We start from the raw sequence: 16,518 nt of genomic DNA on the forward strand, positions 1-16,518 counted from the left end.
CCATGCCCGAAGGTGACACCGTCTTTCACACCGCCGCCGTGCTGCGAGAGAACCTGGCCGGTCGCACGCTCACGCGCTGCGATGTCCGGGTGCCCAAGTTCGCCACTGTGGACCTCACCGGCCAAGTGGTCGACGAGGTCCTCAGCCGGGGCAAGCACCTGTTCATCCGGGTCGGTCCGGCCAGCATTCACTCCCACCTGAAGATGGACGGCAGCTGGCGGATCGGCCGTCAGCGCGTGGATCACCGGGCGCGCATCATCCTGGAAGCCGGCGACGTCCGCGCCGTCGGCAACGATCTCGGCGTGCTGGAGATCCTCGAGCGCGAGCACGACGAGGCCGCTGTCGCACATCTGGGCCCGGATCTGCTGGGGCCCGACTGGGACGCGCGGGTCGCCGCCGCCAACCTGGTCGCCGAACCGGATCGCCCTATCGCTGCGGCGCTGCTGGACCAGCGCGTGATGGCCGGCGTCGGAAACGTCTACAGCAACGAATTGTGTTTCGTCTTCGGGCATCTGCCCACCGCGCCGGTGCGCGCCCTGGCCGATCCGCTGCGTCTGGTGTCGCGGGCCCGGGAGATGTTGTGGACCAACCGTTCTCGCCGCAACCGCACCACCACAGGCGACACCAGGGCGGGGCGGCAGGTGTGGGTGTACGGACGGGCGGGCCAGCCGTGCCGGCGTTGCGCCACCCCCATCGCCTACGACGGTGAGGCCGAACGCGTGCAGTACTGGTGCCCGTCCTGCCAGCGGTGAGCCGTGCGCTCAGTCGCGACCGTGCGTCAGGAAGAACTCGGCGATCACCTGCGAGCCGTCGAAAACCCGGGTGGTGGCCCCGATGACCGTCTTCGGCAGGTACTGCTTGCCGCCCGGCCAGGTGTGCCCGCCCTTCTCGATCTGATACAGGATCACCTCGGTGCCCTCGGCGCACCCTTCGGAGTCGTAGCGGCGCACCACGGTCCCGTCGTTGACCGGGGGCAGGTCCTCGATCGTCGGCGGTCCCTGGCATCGGTCGACGGCGCGCCAGCGGTCGACCAGGCTGTTGACCGAGATGGCGTGGCTCAGTCCGCCGCGGCCCCGGACGTCGCCGCCGTTGTAGGGCACCACCGGATCGCCGGTGCCGTGCGCATCCAGCACCGACACCGGCCGCGACGGGTTACAGGCCACGCCGACACCGAGCGTGCCGGAGATCGGCGCGATCGCCGCGAAGACGTCGGCACGCTCGCAGGCCAGCCGGTTAGACATGAACCCGCCGTTGGACATCCCGGTGGCGAACACGTGGCCCGTAGGAACTTTGAAATCATCGCGAAGCTTGGTCACCAGAGAGACCAGGAAACCGACGTCGTCGAGCCGTTTGCGGTCGGCCGGGGCCGCACCCCGCCCGTCACCCCAGCTCTTGTCGTAACCGTCCGGGTACACCACCAGCAGGCCGTTGGCGTCGGCGACAGAGTCGAAGTCGGTCAGCCCGCGCTGGCCGGCGCCGGTGCCGCCGCCGCCGTGCAGGTTGAGCACCAATCCGACCGGCGGCCCTGGTGGGACGTGCACCAGATACGTCCGGTTCAGTCCGCCGTAGGGAAATATCCCCGCCTGATCCCGCGCACGGGCCGCCGCAACCTGCCGCTCGTTGCACCCGACCAAGCCGGCAAGCAGAACGGCCAGCAGGAGCAGTCGCACCCAGGGCATGCCGTCAAACGTACCGACTCTGCTCACCCCGCTGATGGTGGACGGGTCATGAAGGTGCCCTTGAGCTCCAGGCCCATCGCCAGGTCTTCGTACTTCTGCTCCTTGCGCTTCTTCCAGCCGCTACCGGCCGAAATGGGCGGTGCCATCAGCGGCGGCAGCATCGAGAAGTCGCCACCCGCGTCCGCGCCGGGCAGCGGCGACGCGGCCGACGCCAGCTGGACCGGCATGTGTGCCCCGGTCAGCACCGCGGTGGCCGCCGGTGGCGCCGAGAGGTTCCCCATCGACACGGCGACGCCCATCGCTGCCGCCGGTTCCGCCGAGCCCAGAGCGCCGGCGGCATCGGACAGCGACGCCGCCGAGGCCGTCAGAGCCGATTCGCCCTCCGAGAGACCCTCAGCGATATCCGGGGCCACCGATTGCAGCGCCTGAGCCGAACTGAACTGGGCGAAGTAGCTGAGCATGTTGATCGGGAAACCCGACGAGATGAACTGGTTCGCGTAGGTGTTCGCCAGCCCGAACCAGCCCTGGTTGGGGTCGAACGTGACGCCGATCGCCTGCAGCAGCGCGTCGGTCGGAGACACCGGCGGGGCGACTGCGTCCGCGGGCGCCACCGCGGCGGCGGCATTGGCGAGCACGTTGGACACGTTGCTGGATGTCGCCGACGCGGCTGCGCTCTGCACCGCTTCGCCCTGCGCCGCGGGGCCCTCCGGTGTGGTGATCGACGGCGGCGAGGCGAACAGCGGCAGCTGCAGGGCCTGCGCCGAAGCCGCCTGGTAGCGATACATGGCTGCGGCGTTGCTGACCCACATGCGTTCGTACTGCGCCTCGGTCTCGGCGATGGCGGCAACGTTCTTGCCCAGGCCGTTGGTCGCGAGCAGCCGGGCCAGCTGGATCCGGTTGGCGCTGACCACCGACGGGTGCACCACGGCGGCCTGTACGGACCCGAAGGCTGCCGCTGCGGCCTGCGCCGAAGAGCCCAGCGCCAGACACTGCTGCGCGGTGCCACCCAGCCAGGTGAGGTAGGTTTCCACCGCCTGCACCATGGCGGTCGACGCCGGTCCGTGCCAGGCCTCGGTCACCGACGCCAGCACCGGAGCGTAGGCGCGGATCGACTCCTCCAGGTCATAGCCGAGCCGCTGCCACGCATAGGCGGCGTCGACCAGCGGCTCCGCTCCAGGCCCTGAGTGGATCAGCGCCGAGGTGACCTCGGGTGGCAGTCCGATGAAATCCATGCCATACACAATGTCAACTCAGGTAAATTTTTGCGAAACATTGCGTTGTCTGGCAGAGGAAATACCCAGGAACATTGCGCGTCAGCGCGCCGCGATCAGGAGACTGCGGCCACCGCGGCCGACAGGCGCGAGCGGAACTCGTCGGGCACGGGCGCGTAGCCATTGTCGGCCAGGCCGTTCTGACCAGGGCCGGTGGCGCTTTGCAGGAACGCCTTGACGGCAGCACCGAGCTGCGGGTCGGGATACTTCGAGCAGACGATCTCGTAGGTGGCGAGCACGATCGGGTAGGCGCCGGCCCGATTCGGTCGGTAGAACGAGATCGTGTCGAAGGCGAGGTCGTTGCCTTCTCTGATGAACCAGGCGGCCGAGATCGTCTTGCCGACCGAGGTGGCGTCGATGCCGACCGGATCCGGGCCCGCCGAGGTGATGACTCTGGCCGCGTCCAAGTGCCGGGCCAGGGCGAACGACCATTCGACGTAGGTGACCGAACCTTCGGCGTTCGCGACGGCCGCCGCGACGCCGTCACTGCCGGCCGCGCCCTCCCCCGCGCCGCCGTTGAACACCTTTCCCGCGCCCCTGCCCCACGCGTCGTTACCGGCAGTGTCGAGATATCGCTGGAAGTTGTCGGAGGTGCCGGACTGGTCGCTGCGGAAGACCACCCGGATGGGCGCGGCGGGCAGAGCGACGCCCGGGTTCAGCGCGGCGATCGCCGGATCGTTCCACGCGGTGATTGCGCCGTTGAACACCTTGGCCGCGGTCGGTCCGTCCAGATTCAGCGACGGCACGCCGCTGAGGTGGTAGGCGATGGCGATCGGCCCGAACACCACCGGCAGATTCCAGACCGGCGAGCCACACCGCTGCCGCGCCCGCTCATACTCGGTCTTGCTTAGCGGGGAATCCGAGCCGGCGAAATCGGTTTGGCCTCCCAGGAATTCGCTGATTCCGGCACCCGAACCGTTGGCGGTGTAGTTCAACGAGTGCCCAGGGCAGGCCTGTTCGAAAGCCTTGGCGAAGCGGGTCATTGCATTCACCTGGGCGGTGGAGCCACTGGCTTTGAGCGTCGGCGGGCCACCGCAGGCTCTGACGCCGGTGTCACCGGCACACGCCGACACCATTCCCGCACCGATGGCCAACACCGTCAGCCCGGCGCCGAATCGATTGAGGTCCAATTCAATTCCTCGACGAATACCGACGGGTAGTCATGCGGAACACTAACAAGTTCGGAGCACCGAGATTTGTTCTAAAGCGGGCCGGCACCATGCCGATTCGACGATTTCAGCTGCAGTTCGCGACCGGTTCACGGTCTGGAAAACTCACCCGGTCACCGTCACGGATCGAGGGGATGGCACCCATCTCCCTTCGTAACATGCGATGATCGCGATGTAAGCATCGTGTTACGTCGCACTTGTCCGCGGGGAGGTCCCAGTGATGGCGCTGTGCCGCTCACTCTCACGCGCTCTCGTGCCGGCAGCGGCGCTCACGCTGGTGACAGCGACGGTCTTGCCGACCGCCCACGCCGACGGTGTCGACAACCAATTCCTCAATGCGCTCCAGTCGCACGCCATCAATTTCGGGACACCGCAGGCCGCGATACTGGCCGCGCACAAGGTATGCGACGAACTCGACGCCGGTCGACTGAAGGCCGATGTCGCTAATGAAGTGGCGGGTAGCAGCAACCTGGACGGTTATCACTCCGGGTACTTCGTCGGTGTCAGCATCGCCGCTTACTGCCCCAGGCACCACCAGACGAACTAGTCAACGTTAACTGAGTCGTAACCAGGCGCCGGCGTCGCAACACCTAGACTTTCGATACGCATATCACCGGGAGTGATGAGTGATCAGGAAAGTGTTGTTCGGTGTGGTCGTCGTACTGACTACCGCGATAGCCACCGCCAGTCCAGTCGTCGCCGAACCCAGCCCGTTCAGTGTCCTGAACTGCAGCTGCGACGGCAGTGCCTCGTTCCAGCCTCGCGGCACGATGAACGAGCAGATCGACACCGGAATCCAGAACGGCCTGGCCGACCTGTTAGGCGACGGCGGCTAACCAGCGGCGCCGCGCCCGACGGCCTGCACCGAGGCATGTTCATGCAGTGCCATTTCGGTCTCGGGCGCGACCGGCATCAGGTCGAAGACGACCTCCTTGACGGTGCCGGTGAACGCGTACGGCGCCTTGTCCTCGTACTCACGGTCGACGACGAGCCCGTTGTCACGCCCGACGTCGAGCCCGGCATACGAGGTGAACGACAGGCTGACCGTCTGGGGCAGCTCGCCCTCACCGATCTGGCGGTCGCCGGCCCACAGCGTCACCCGCCCCCCGGAGCCGACGACAGGCTGAGCCGAGTCGAACAGCATGCGGACGGTGACCTCCCCGGTGGGGATCGGTTCGGTGGACACCTGCCGGTAGGTCTCGACACCCAGGAAGGAGTAGGTGTGGTGCAGCCGGCGCTGTTCGTCGACCCAGAGCGCGAAGCCGCCCATGAAATCGGCGTTGGCGACGATCACGCCCTGGGCGTCCTCGGGCACCGTCAGGCGCGCCTCGATCGCGTAGGAGCGGCCGTAGATGCGAGGCACCATGCCGCGCTGGATGTTCTGCACATCGCCCTTGAAAGCGAACCGGGTGGTGGTCGGAAGCGGCGGCAGATCGCCGAACATCACCGCGAGCCCGCCCAGTAGCGGCAGCACCCGGTTGCGCTCGGCTTCCTGCCACCACAGCTCCTGCAGCTCGGCGAGCTTATCCGGGTGGTCGGCGACGATGTTGTTGGCCTGGGAGAAATCGTCGGGCAGGTAGTAGAGCTCCCAGACGTCTTTGTCGGGGTCGTAGACACCGGGCGCGAAGCGCTGCATGGTTTCCGGCGACAGATCCCACGGCGCCCGATCCAGCCGGGTCGATGCCCACCATCCGTCTTTGTAAATGGCGCGGCTGCCGAACATCTCGAAATACTGCATGGTGCGGTGCTCGCCGGCCGCCGCATCGTGCAGGCTCTCCAGGAAGCTGGTGCCGTCCATCGGCTCCTGCTCGATGCCGTCGACGCTGGTCGGCACCGGTAAACCGATCGCCTCCAATACCGTTGGGGCGATGTCGATGCAGTGGGTGAACTGGCTGCGCAGCTTGCCGTCGGGCCGGATGCGGCTCGGCCAGGAGATGACCATGGGGTCGCGGGTGCCACCGAGGTGACTGGCCATCTGCTTGCCCCACTGGAACGGCGTGTTGTTGGCGTGCGCCCAGCCCGAGGCGAAATGCGGCGCGGTGAACTCGTCACCCAGCGCCTCGATGCCCCCGTACTGCTCGATCAGCGCCAACTGTTGGTCGGCGTCGAGATCCAGGCCGTTGAGGAAGGTCATCTCGTTGAAGGATCCGGTGTTGGTGCCTTCCATGCTGGCGCCGTTGTCGCCCCAGATGTAGATCACCATCGTGTTGTCGGACTCGCCGAGTTCGTCGATGGCGTCGAGCAGCCGGCCGACGTTGTAGTCCGCGTTCTCGGAGAACCCGGCGAACACCTCCATCTGGCGGGCGTACAGCTTGCGCTGGCTGTCGGTGAGGCTGTCCCAGGCCGGGAAAAGGTCCGGCCGCTCGGTCAGCTCGGCATCGGGCGGAATGATGCCCAGCTGCTTCTGACGCTCGAATGTCTTCTGCCGGTAGACATCCCAGCCCTCGTCGAACTGTCCTTGGTATTTGTCCGCCCACTCCTTGAACACGTGGTGCGGTGCGTGGGTGGCGCCGGTCGCGTAGTACATCATCCAGGGCTTGGTGGAGTTCTGGGCGCGCACGGTGTGCAGCCACTCGACGGCCTTGTCGGTGAGGTCGTCGGGGAAGAAGTACGGCCGGTCAGCCGACGGCGCCTCCGGGATGCCGATGACCGTGTTGTCCTGCGTGATGATCGGGTCGTACTGGCCGGCGGCCCCGCTCGGGAAACCCCAGAAATGGTCGAATCCCCAACCCAGCGGCCAGTTGTCGAACGGACCGGCGGCGCCCTGTACGTTGTCCGGAGTCAGGTGCCACTTGCCGAAAGCGGCTGTCACATAACCGTTGTCGCGCAGAATCCGGGGCAGCGCGGCGCAACTGCGCGGCTTGACGGTGGCGTAGCCGGGGTAGGGGCCGGGGAATTCGCAGACCGACCCGAAGCCGACCCGGTGGTGATTGCGCCCGGTCAACAGCGCCGCGCGGGTCGGCGAGCACACCGCCGTGACGTGAAAGCGGTTGTAGGCCAACCCGTTTTCGGCCACCCGGGACAGTGCCGGGGTGCTGATGCCGCCGCCGAACGTGTCCGGGCCGCCGAAACCGGCGTCGTCGATCAGCACGATCAGCACGTTCGGGGCATCCTCCGGTGCTGCCGCGCCGGGAACGATCGTCCAGTCACCGACCGACTCGGCCACGGTGCGGCCGATGGTGCCGCCGAAATTGCGTTGCGGTATCGGCAGTTTGGTGCGATCGGGGTTGAACTTGCCCATCGCCTCCTCCAAAGCCGAGCCCAGCGCGCGCAGGGTCGAACGGCTGAGCTCGGCAACCGATTTCATCGGCGAGCCGGCCATCGTCTGCTCCACCGCGAGGCGGCCCTGCGCCGGCGTCACGGCGATGATCAGGGCGCTGCCCGCCGACAGGGCCTCCCCGATCTTGTCGCCCAGCCCACTGGTGATGCGGTGATGGGCGAAGGTGCCCGCCAGGGCGCCGGCCGCGGCGCCGAACGCGGCGGTGGCCAGCAGAGCCGGCGAGAACAGGCCGACGGCCAGGCCCGCGCCGGCACCCCACGCGGCGCCCCGGCGGCCGAGTTTGTTGCCGGTGTCCAGCAGCACTCCGTTGCCGTCGGCGTCCTTGCCGACCAGCACCGCACCCTGCAACGGCAAGGTCTTGGCGTTGGCCCGCCCCGTCAGATTCTCGAAGTCACTGCGTGCAGTGTCGATGTCCTGATACCCGGCGACGATGACGAGCGCGTTGTCTTCACTCATGACCAGACTTCCTCTCGGCGGCTGACGAACTCGCGACGCGACCCGGTCACCGGGTCATCGAACTCGATGCGGTGGGCCAACAACTGCAGCGGCGTGCTGAAGTCGTGGTCTTCGGTATGAATCACTCTGGGGTACAACGGGTCTCCGTGAATCGGCACGCCCAGCTCGGCCATCTGCAGCCGCAGTTGGTGGGTACGGCCGGTCCGCGGGGTCAGGCGGTAGAGACCGTCCGGCGACTGGAGTTCGACCAGGGTCTCGGCATTGGGCACACCGGGCTCGGTCACCGCCTGCAGGTTGCCACGGCGCTTGACGATGCGACTGCGTACCACCCGCGGCAGCACCAGCCCAGGGTCGACGGCGGCCCGCGCCAGATAGGTCTTGCACACCAGCCCGCGGGCGAAAAGAGTCTGATACCTGCCTCGGAGCTCGCGCCGGGTGGTGAACAGCAGCACTCCCGCGGTCAGCCGGTCCAGCCGATGGGCCGGACTCAGCTCGGGAAGGCCCAGGCTGCAGCGCAACCGCACCAGCGCGGTCTGGGCGACGTGCCGGCCCCGCGGCATGGTCGACAGGAAGTGCGGTTTGTCGACCACGACGATGTCGTCGTCGCGATGCAGCACCGGGATGTCGAAGGGCACCGGCACTTCGTCGGGCAGATCCCGGTAGAGGTACACGCTGGCCCCGGCGGGCAACACGGTCTCACTGCCGATCGCCGTGCCGTCGGCGTCGACCACTTCACCGGCCAGCACTTTCGCACCTGCCTGAGCACCGAACCGGTCGGTCAGTTCGGACAGCACGTGTCCGCCGCGCAGGCGTACCCGCACCGGCCCCAGGGCGTCCCGAACGCCGATCAGTGCAGGCTCCATCGCGAGCAGACTATCCACCCGCGCGGGTGCGCGCGACGAAATCCGCTAGACACGGTGGTGGTGGAAGCGGGCGGCGCGCCGGCGGATCCGGTGGGCGCGTCCCCGCGTGCGCTGGGGCTGGCCGGCCAGGCGTATGGGTTCGGCGTAGAACATCGCCTTCGCCAGTTCCACCAGAACGAGGTAGACCACGACGAAGCCGCCGAGGGCGGCGAAGAACTGCCACGGCAATGGGGTGAAGCCCAGGGTGGCGGCCAGCGGGGACACGGTGAGGGCGACGCCGATCGCGACCACCGTCAGGCTGGTGGCGGTCAGCAGCCCGCTGGGTCTGCTACGGAAGAACGGGACCTTGCGGGTTCGGATCGCGAAGATGATAAGAGTCTGTGTAGCAAGCGATTCCACGAACCAACCGGTGCGGAACTCGACGGCGCCGGCGTCGAGCACACCGAGCATCAACCCGAAGGTCATGAAGTCGAACAGCGAACTGATCGGGCCGAAGATCATCATGAACCGGCGGATGAATGCCACGTTCCAGTGCGACGGCGCGTGCAGTTGTTCCTCGTCGACGCGGTCGGTGGCGATCGGCAGTTGGGAGCTGTCGTAGAGCAGGTTGTTCAGCAGGATCTGGCTGGGCAGCATCGGCAGGAACGGCAGCAGCGCCGACGCGGCGGCGGCACTGAACATGTTGCCGAAGTTGCTGGAGGTGCCCATCAGGACGTACTTGATGGTGTTGGCGAAGATGCGCCGCCCCTCGGCCACCCCGGTGGCCAGCACGCCCAGGTCCTTCTCCAGCAACAGAACGTCGGCAGCATCCTTGGCGACGTCGGTGGCGCTGTCCACGGAGATGCCGACGTCGGCGGCATGCAGTGCCAGGGCGTCGTTCACGCCGTCGCCGAGGAATCCCACCGAACGTCCGCTGCGCCGCAGGGTGGCGATCAGCCGTGCCTTCTGCTCGGGAGTGATGCGGGCGAAGATGGTGTGCGTGCGGGCCGCCTCGGCGAATTCGTCATCGTTTTCCAGCGGCTCCAGCTCGGTGCCCGTGACAGTGCCTTTGGACACCAAACCCAGATCCCGGCAAACTTTTTCGGCGACCCTCGGGTTGTCGCCGGTGGCGATCTTCAGTTCGATGCCCAGACCGGCCAGGGCTGCCAGGGACCGGCGCGCGGCGGCCTTGGGCTCGTCGGCGAAGACCAGGAAGCCAGCCAGCGTCAGGGCGCACTCGTTGTCGGGACTGATCATGGCGAGGTCATCGGCGGGCCTGGTGGCGACCGCGACCACACGGCGCCCGGCGCCGAACAGACCGGCCAGGGTTTCAGCCGCGGCCTCCGGCGTTGTGCCGCAACGGGTCAGCACCTGTTCGGGTGCGCCCTTGACGATCAGCAGGCGGCCGCCGTCGACTCCGTCGACCAGTGCCGAGGTCGCCCTTCGCTGATGGTCGAAGGGCGACATCGCGATGCGACGCACTCCGGCGACCAGCCGCTGCGCCCGCGGCGCCTCCCATAGCGCGGCATCGAGCGCATTGGCGCTGGCGCCACCGGATTCCGGGTCGACGTCGGTGGCCAGCAACCCGAGCCGCAGCACCGGTTCCGACGGTGCGCCGGTGGGGTCGATCGTGTCGACCAGCCGGATGCGCCCCTCGGTCAGGGTGCCGGTCTTGTCGGTGATCAGGATGTCGATGTCACCCAGGTCTTCGATACAGACCAACCGCTTGACCAGAACTTTCGCCTTGGCCAGCTGCCGCGATCCGGTTGCCAGGCTGGTGCTGACCACAGCGGGCAGCAGCTGGGGGGTGATGCCGACCGCGATCGCCAGCGAAAAGAGCACCGAATCGATAACCGGCTTTTCCAGCAACAGATTGCTGGCCAGGATGACCACCATCAGCGCTATCGCGACCTGCAGCAGCAGATACGAGAACCGGCGTAACCCGACCTGAAACTCCGTTTCCGGCTGGCGGGTGTCCAAACCCGCTGCGATGCGGCCGAATTCGGCGTTGCGTCCGGTGGCGTACACCACCGCGGTGGCCTCGCCGGCGCTGACGATGGTGCCCATGAAGGCCAGGTCGGTCAGGTCGGCGAGCGCGGTGTCGGCCGGCACCGGTTGCGGCGCCTTCTCCTCGCCGGTCGATTCCCCGGTCAGGATGCTCTCGTCACATTCCAGGCCGCTGACGTCGATCAGCCGGACATCGGCCGGCACCGCCTCGCCGAGTGAGAGCCGGATCACGTCACCTTGAACAAGTTGAGTGACGTCGACGGTGACGAATTCACCGTCGCGGCGCACCACGGCGTTGTGGTGGACCCCGGCATGCAGCCGGGCCGCGGCATTCTCGGCGCGGTACTCGTTGAAGAAACTGAGGCCGGTGCTGGCCAACAGGATCACGCCGATGATCAGGGCCTGCATGCTGTCGCCGAGGAAGAACGACACGGTCGCGGTGACCGCCAACAGGATGAGCACCGCGTTGCGCAGTTGCCGGGCCAGGATCGCGAGGGCGTTGACCCGGTGTGTCCGCACCACGTTCGGGCCGTAGCGGGCCAGCCGGGAGGCCGCTTCCGCGCCGGACAATCCGGCGGGCGAAGAGTCCAGCAGGCGCAGGACTTCCTCAAGAGGAGCCGCGGCAACCTCGTTCGCGGTCAATGTCGGCGGCACGGCAGGACTCTCGCGCACTTGACCAGATTGCACAAGTGACAAAGGGCATCGGAACGGCCACCCAATCACTCCTGGGGTACCGCGCTGGATGAAAGTGCGCGGTCTGGGCGACGATCCGCGCGACCACCAGCGTGCGGGAGGCGCACCTGAACCACACGCGGACCCGGTTGGTGGTCACGCCGGACGCCGAGGGGCCGGACCGTCCACTTGTGCCGCATGGTCGCCGGGGCGCAACGCCGCCGCCGTCCAAGACTCCCCCGACTGCCCGACGTGCTGGCGGCGCCGCGGGGTCATCAGCGCCGTAAACGATTTCGCCCCAAGCACTTAACCGAAAATTCGCCCACAGTTGGGCCACTGCGCTCGCGAGCTACTCACGACGAACGTACCGTAAGTCTGATGACGCGGCGACCAACTCGGTTGGAAATAAAGCCCTTTCGGCCCATCTCTGAGCACGTTGACGGGGCATGGTGGCCGCGGTCCACGCGGTTGGTCGACGAACTGCCCGGCCTGGTGACGTCATTGGCCGACGAGCTAGGCCCGATTGCCATGGTCGGCTACCACCGCAACAGCTGGGACAGCGCTCCCCCGGTCCTCGAAATCGGCGGTCGCACTATCGAACTGCTCGGCTTCAGCGGCGACGAGCCGGCCAGCATCATCCTGATCGGCCAAGACGGGCATCACTTGAGCCTGCAGGTCATCCCGCCGGACACCGGCGAGCGCAGCGGTGAGCAGGCGCTGCAGGAAGCGCGCTCAGGCGCCGACGACGAGGTCAACGCCGCGAGCCGTTCTCTGGTGGCGCGATCGGTGGCCGACGTAGCAGAAAAACTGGCCCAGCACGAAGGCCGCGGCGACCAGCAACGCACGGCGGCGCTGCGCCCGCAGATCAGGCAATGGTGCGAGCAGGCCGCGCAACAGTTCATCGACGCGCCGGTGCAGACGTTCGTCCCGATCCTCGTCGAGCACATCGTGCGCGGCCGGCTGATGGACGCGCGCGTACCTGCGCAGGGCTGACCCGCCGCCTATCGCGCAATCCCAGCTCACCCAGGATTACCGTCCGCGCCGCCGGACCCGCCGTTGTTTCCGGCGCCGCCCTTTCCGCCCGTGCCGCCGGCGCTGAGCTGACCACCGCTGCCGACGCCGCCGGAACCACCGTTCCCGCCCTTGCCGCCGAAGCTCGCGAGGGTGCTCGTGCCCGCCGCACCGCCGTTACCGCCACTGCCGCCTTTGCCGCCGAGCGCTCCGGCACCACTTCCGCTCGTCGCGCCGGCATTACCGCCGACGCCGCCGGCCCCGCCGGTGCCGCCGGTGCCGCCGGAACCGACGTTGCCGGTGTTGAGGCCGCTGCCGCCGATGCCTCCCTGGCCCCCGCTGCCGGCCGCACCGCCGGCACCGGCACTCCCGCCCGCGACACCGGCCGCTCCTTGACCGCCGGCGCCACCGGCACCGCCTTGGCCGCCATTGCCACCGGCATTGGCTCCGGTAACGCCGGCAGTGCCGCCCTGGCCGCCCTGGCCGCCGACAGCCCCCTGACCGCCGGCACCCCCGGCGCCTCCGGCGCCCGCACCGTTGCCCGCCTGCCCGCCGGCGCCGCCGGCGCCGCCGACGCCGCCCTGGCCGCCGGAACCGCCGTTGCGACCACTGAAGCTCCCGGTCGGGCCCGTGGCGCCGGTGCCACCGTTGCCCGCGGCGCCGCCGGCGCCGCCGGCTCCACCTGCGCCATTGGTGCTACCGATGCCGGCTGAGCCACCTGTCCCGCCGACCCCACCGGCACCCCCGTTGCCGCCGCCGCCGCCCTGGCGGCCTTGACCCGAAACGTTCGACGTCGAGTTCGCACCGGAGCCACCGGTGCCACCCTGCCCGCCTTGACCGCCGGCCCCACCGCTGGCGCCTTGCCCGATTGCGCCGGCTGCGCCGCCGTTGCCGCCAACGCCACCAGCACCGGCTTTGCCGCCGGCACCGCCCCCGCTGCCGAGGTCGGCGGTTCCAGAAGCGCCGTTGCCACCTTGACCGCCCTGACCGCCGGCGCCGCCACTGCCATTGCTTCCGTTCACGCCACCGGCGTTGCCGCCGGCGCCGCCGGTGCCGCCACGGCCACCGTTGCCGGCGGCATCGCCAGTACCGTTCGTGCCGTTGCCGCCCGCACCGCCGGTTCCGCCGGTGCCACCGGTGCCGCCGCTGCCGGCAGTTCCGCCGGTGCCCACGGCACCGACCGCGCCGCCGTCACCACCGCGTCCGCCGGTGCCGCCGGTGCCTCCGGTGCCGACGTCGCCTAACACGCTGTTGAAGCCGTTGGCGGCAGCACCGCCGGCACCGCCCTTGCCACCGGCACCGCCGCTGCCCCTGGTACCCGTTGCGCCGCCGGCGCTTCCGCCCTGGCCGCCGGCTCCGGCATTGCCGCCGGCGCCGCCGTCGTGTCCGGAACTGCTGATGCCGGCGGCTCCGGCACCGCCGTTGCCTCCGGTGCCGCCCTGACCACCGCCACCCATCGCACCCGCGGCGCCGGGACCGCTGCCGGCCGCGCCGCCGGTACCGCCGGTGCCACCGGCACCGGCGTCGCCGCCCTTACCTGCTCCCAGGCCGAGGTCGGGACCACCCTTGCCACCGTCTCCGCCGATTCCGCCCTTGCCACCGGTCCCGCCGGCACCGTTGGTGCCGGTGGCACCGCCGGCGGCGCCGCCTTCGCCGCCCGTGCCGCCGGTGCCGCCGGTACCGCCGACGCCGCCGGTCGCACCGGCCTCGGTGGCCGCGTTGCCCGCGTTAGCGGCACCACCGGTGCCACCGGTGCCGCCTTGGCCACCGTTGCCCGCCTTGCCCGCCATCCCCGAACCGGTCCCAGCCGCACCGCCCGCACCACCCTGGCCGCCGCCGCCCCCGAGTCCGCCCGTGACGCCGCTGCCGCCGGTCCCGCCGGTCCCGCCTTGGCCGCCGGTGCCGCCATCGCCGTTGGTGCCACCCGCGCCACCGGAGTTACCGCCGGCACCGCCAACACCGCCTCGTCCGCCTTGAGCACCCGTCTGGGCGATCCCGTTGGTGCCGTCGGCACCCTGACCGCCGATACCGCCGGTGCCACCGGTGCCGCCGCTGCCGGCAGTTCCACCGGTGCCCACCGTGCCTGCCGCGCCGCCGTCACCACCTGCGCCACCCGCTCCGCCGGTGCCTCCGGGGCCGAGTCCAGCCACTCCCAAGCTCCAACCGCTGCCCCCGGCGCCGCCGGCGCCGCCGTTGCCACCGAGCCCGCCCGTGCCGGTGATGCCGCCGGCACCGCCGGCATCGCCACCCTGACCACCGGCACCACCGCGGCCGCCGGCGCCGCCGTCATTTGCGGAGCTGCCGATACCGGCAGACCCTGCACCGCCATGACCGCCGATACCACCCTGTCCGCCATTGCCGACGCTGCCCGCCGCGCCGGGGCCGGTTCCGGCTGCGCCGCCGGTGCCACCCTTGCCACCGGCTCCACCGTCGCCGCCGTTCCCGGCTCCCAGGCCCAGGTCAGGGCCCGCTTTCCCGCCGTCCCCACCGATGCCTCCCCGGCCGCCCGTTCCGCCGGCGCCGTTGACGCCGCTAGCGTCGGCGGCGCTGCCGCCGACACCACCTCGTCCGCCGGCGCCGCCGCTCAATCCGGCCCCACCGGTCGCGCCGCCCTTGCTGCCGGCGACACCGGAGTCGCCTGCCCCACCCGTCCCGCCGGTTCCGCCCTGGCCGCCGACTCCCGCGTGGCCTGCCAGACCGGTGGTTCCCAGGAACCCGCCAGCGCCGCCGGCTCCGCCGGCACCCGAGTTACCGCCGACGCCGCCGTCGCCGCCGGTGCCGCCAATTACCCCATGGCCCACACCGGTCCCGCCGGTTCCGCCGGTTCCGCCACTGCCGCCGGCCCCGCCGGCCCCGCCGGTGCCGCCGGAGCCCAGCAGCCCGCCCGCGCCGAACAGTCCGGTGTTGGAGCCGCCGGCTCCGCCGACGCCACCGTTACCCCCGAGGCCACCGGTTCCGCCGGTGCCACCGCCGGCGGTACCGTCGGCGCCCGCCAGACCGCTGCCGCCGTCACCGCCCAGCCCGCCGGCGCCACCGGCCCAGCCCGCAATCGACCTGTTGGCCCCGCCGAGACCGCCGTTGCCACCTTGTCCCCCGGTCGCACCGGTTCCGCCCATCCCACCGGCCCCACCGGCTCCGCCGCTGCCGGCTAACAGACCGCCGGCTCCGCCGGCGCCGCCGTTGCCGCCGGCTCCGCCGTTGGTACTGACTCCGCCGGCCGCGCCCATTCCACCGGCCCCGCCCGCTCCGCCGTGGCCGAAGAGCGTCGCCGATCCGCCGGCCCCGCCGGACTGGCCGAACGCACCGGTCCCGCCACTGCCGCCATTGCCGAACAAGATTCCGCCGGTACCACCGGCGCCGCCGCCGGCCCCCGATCCGCCGGCGCCGCCCGCCCCGCCGTTGCCGATCAGGCCCGCCGAACCCCCGGCTCCACCGGCCTGGCCGGGTGCTCCGGAACCGCCACTGCCGCCGTTGCCGAGGAGGAAGCCGCCGGCCCCACCGGCCTGACCGGTGCCGACGGCGCCGTTGGCACCATCACCAATCAGCGGACGACCGAACAGGGCATTGGTCGGTGCGTTGATCACTCCGAGCACGCCCTGTTCAAAGGCCTCCAGGGGTGACGCGGCGGCCGCTTCGGCTGCGGCGTAAGAGTTCCCGCTGACCACCAGAGTGCGGGTCAGTTGCTCATGAAACGTTGCCGCCTGCGCAGCCAGCACGCGGTAGTCCACAGCGTGCTGAGAAAAGAGTGCCGCAATGGCGGTAGACACCTCGTCGGCTGCCGCGCTGACCACACTCGTCGTCGGTCCGGCCACGGCCGTGTGGACACGCGCCAGCGTTTCGCCGATGCTCTCGATGTCGGCGGCCGCTGAAGCCACGATTTCCGGGGAAATAGATACGTATGTCATCTCATGCCTCTTCGAATACATCGGGAAACCAGCAAGCGGCGTAGGCCGCGGGGAATTACCTGACTATAACCCGATGAGCATTCCCGATCGCGGCGTTTCCGGGAAATTCAAAGCTCCGCACAAAATGTCTGAACTACGGACGTTCGAGCACCAATTTAGGCTTCTGAACAGCTGATATGAGTTCGACATGGCAGTGCTGGCGCGAATTATCGGCCAGCTGAAGCGC

The 16,518-nt window shown here is 69.5% G+C and carries 11 protein-coding genes; 4 read left to right on the forward strand and 7 right to left on the reverse strand.

Annotation, left to right across the window (positions count from 1 at the left end; genetic code table 11):
- Positions 1-2: 2 nt before the first annotated feature.
- Positions 3-752, forward strand: coding sequence for an endonuclease VIII Nei2 (gene nei2 / locus QXK92_RS13045; protein WP_306242024.1), 750 nt, complete (start codon positions 3-5; stop codon positions 750-752).
- Between the two features lie 9 nt (positions 753-761).
- Here the strand turns inward: nei2 and QXK92_RS13050 are convergent, their stop codons facing one another.
- From QXK92_RS13050 to pstS, 3 genes are all read right to left on the reverse strand, one after another.
- Positions 762-1,679 (reverse strand): PHB depolymerase family esterase, encoded by a 918-nt coding sequence (locus QXK92_RS13050; RefSeq protein WP_306244395.1) that lies wholly within the window; start codon positions 1,677-1,679, stop codon positions 762-764.
- Positions 1,680-1,702: 23 nt separating this feature from the next.
- Positions 1,703-2,911 (reverse strand): PPE family protein, encoded by a 1,209-nt coding sequence (locus QXK92_RS13055; RefSeq protein WP_306242025.1) that lies wholly within the window; start codon positions 2,909-2,911, stop codon positions 1,703-1,705.
- A 95-nt stretch (positions 2,912-3,006) separates the two neighbouring features.
- Complete coding sequence (gene pstS, locus QXK92_RS13060) at positions 3,007-4,080, reverse strand: phosphate ABC transporter substrate-binding protein PstS (protein ID WP_306242026.1); 1,074 nt, start codon at positions 4,078-4,080, stop codon at positions 3,007-3,009.
- Positions 4,081-4,396: 316 nt separating this feature from the next.
- Between pstS and QXK92_RS13065 the strand changes: the two genes are divergently transcribed.
- Positions 4,397-4,666 carry a DUF732 domain-containing protein gene (locus QXK92_RS13065; protein WP_306242027.1) on the forward strand — a complete coding sequence of 90 codons (270 nt, stop codon included), beginning with the start codon at positions 4,397-4,399 and terminating at the stop codon, positions 4,664-4,666.
- A gap of 79 nt (positions 4,667-4,745) precedes the next feature.
- Positions 4,746-4,955, forward strand: a complete 210-nt coding sequence (locus QXK92_RS13070) for a hypothetical protein (protein WP_306242028.1) — start codon at positions 4,746-4,748, stop codon at positions 4,953-4,955.
- On the opposite strand, the gene QXK92_RS13075 is transcribed toward QXK92_RS13070, so the two are convergent.
- From QXK92_RS13075 to mgtA, 3 genes are read right to left on the reverse strand one after another with little or no spacing between them, the layout of a single operon-like run.
- Positions 4,952-7,855: an arylsulfatase gene (locus QXK92_RS13075; RefSeq protein ID WP_306242029.1), complete on the reverse strand. Its 2,904-nt coding sequence runs from the start codon at positions 7,853-7,855 to the stop codon at positions 4,952-4,954. The genes QXK92_RS13070 and QXK92_RS13075 overlap by 4 nt on opposite strands.
- Positions 7,852-8,718, reverse strand: coding sequence for a pseudouridine synthase (locus tag QXK92_RS13080; RefSeq protein ID WP_306242030.1), 867 nt, complete (start codon positions 8,716-8,718; stop codon positions 7,852-7,854). Before QXK92_RS13080 ends, QXK92_RS13075 begins: the two co-directional genes overlap by 4 nt.
- Before the next feature lie 45 nt (positions 8,719-8,763).
- A complete protein-coding gene (gene mgtA, locus QXK92_RS13085; protein ID WP_306242031.1) occupies positions 8,764-11,376 on the reverse strand; it encodes a magnesium-translocating P-type ATPase in 2,613 nt (870 codons plus the stop codon).
- A 378-nt stretch (positions 11,377-11,754) separates the two neighbouring features.
- Between mgtA and QXK92_RS13090 the strand changes: the two genes are divergently transcribed.
- Positions 11,755-12,369 carry a DUF5994 family protein gene (locus tag QXK92_RS13090; RefSeq protein ID WP_306242032.1) on the forward strand — a complete coding sequence of 205 codons (615 nt, stop codon included), beginning with the start codon at positions 11,755-11,757 and terminating at the stop codon, positions 12,367-12,369.
- 26 nt (positions 12,370-12,395) lie between these two features.
- On the opposite strand, the gene QXK92_RS13095 is transcribed toward QXK92_RS13090, so the two are convergent.
- Positions 12,396-16,292, reverse strand: a complete 3,897-nt coding sequence (locus QXK92_RS13095; protein WP_306242033.1) for a PE family protein — start codon at positions 16,290-16,292, stop codon at positions 12,396-12,398.
- Positions 16,293-16,518 lie beyond the last annotated feature (226 nt).

It is taken from the genome of Mycobacterium sp. TY815 (assembly GCF_030755135.1).
Lineage (GTDB): Bacteria > Actinomycetota > Actinomycetes > Mycobacteriales > Mycobacteriaceae > Mycobacterium.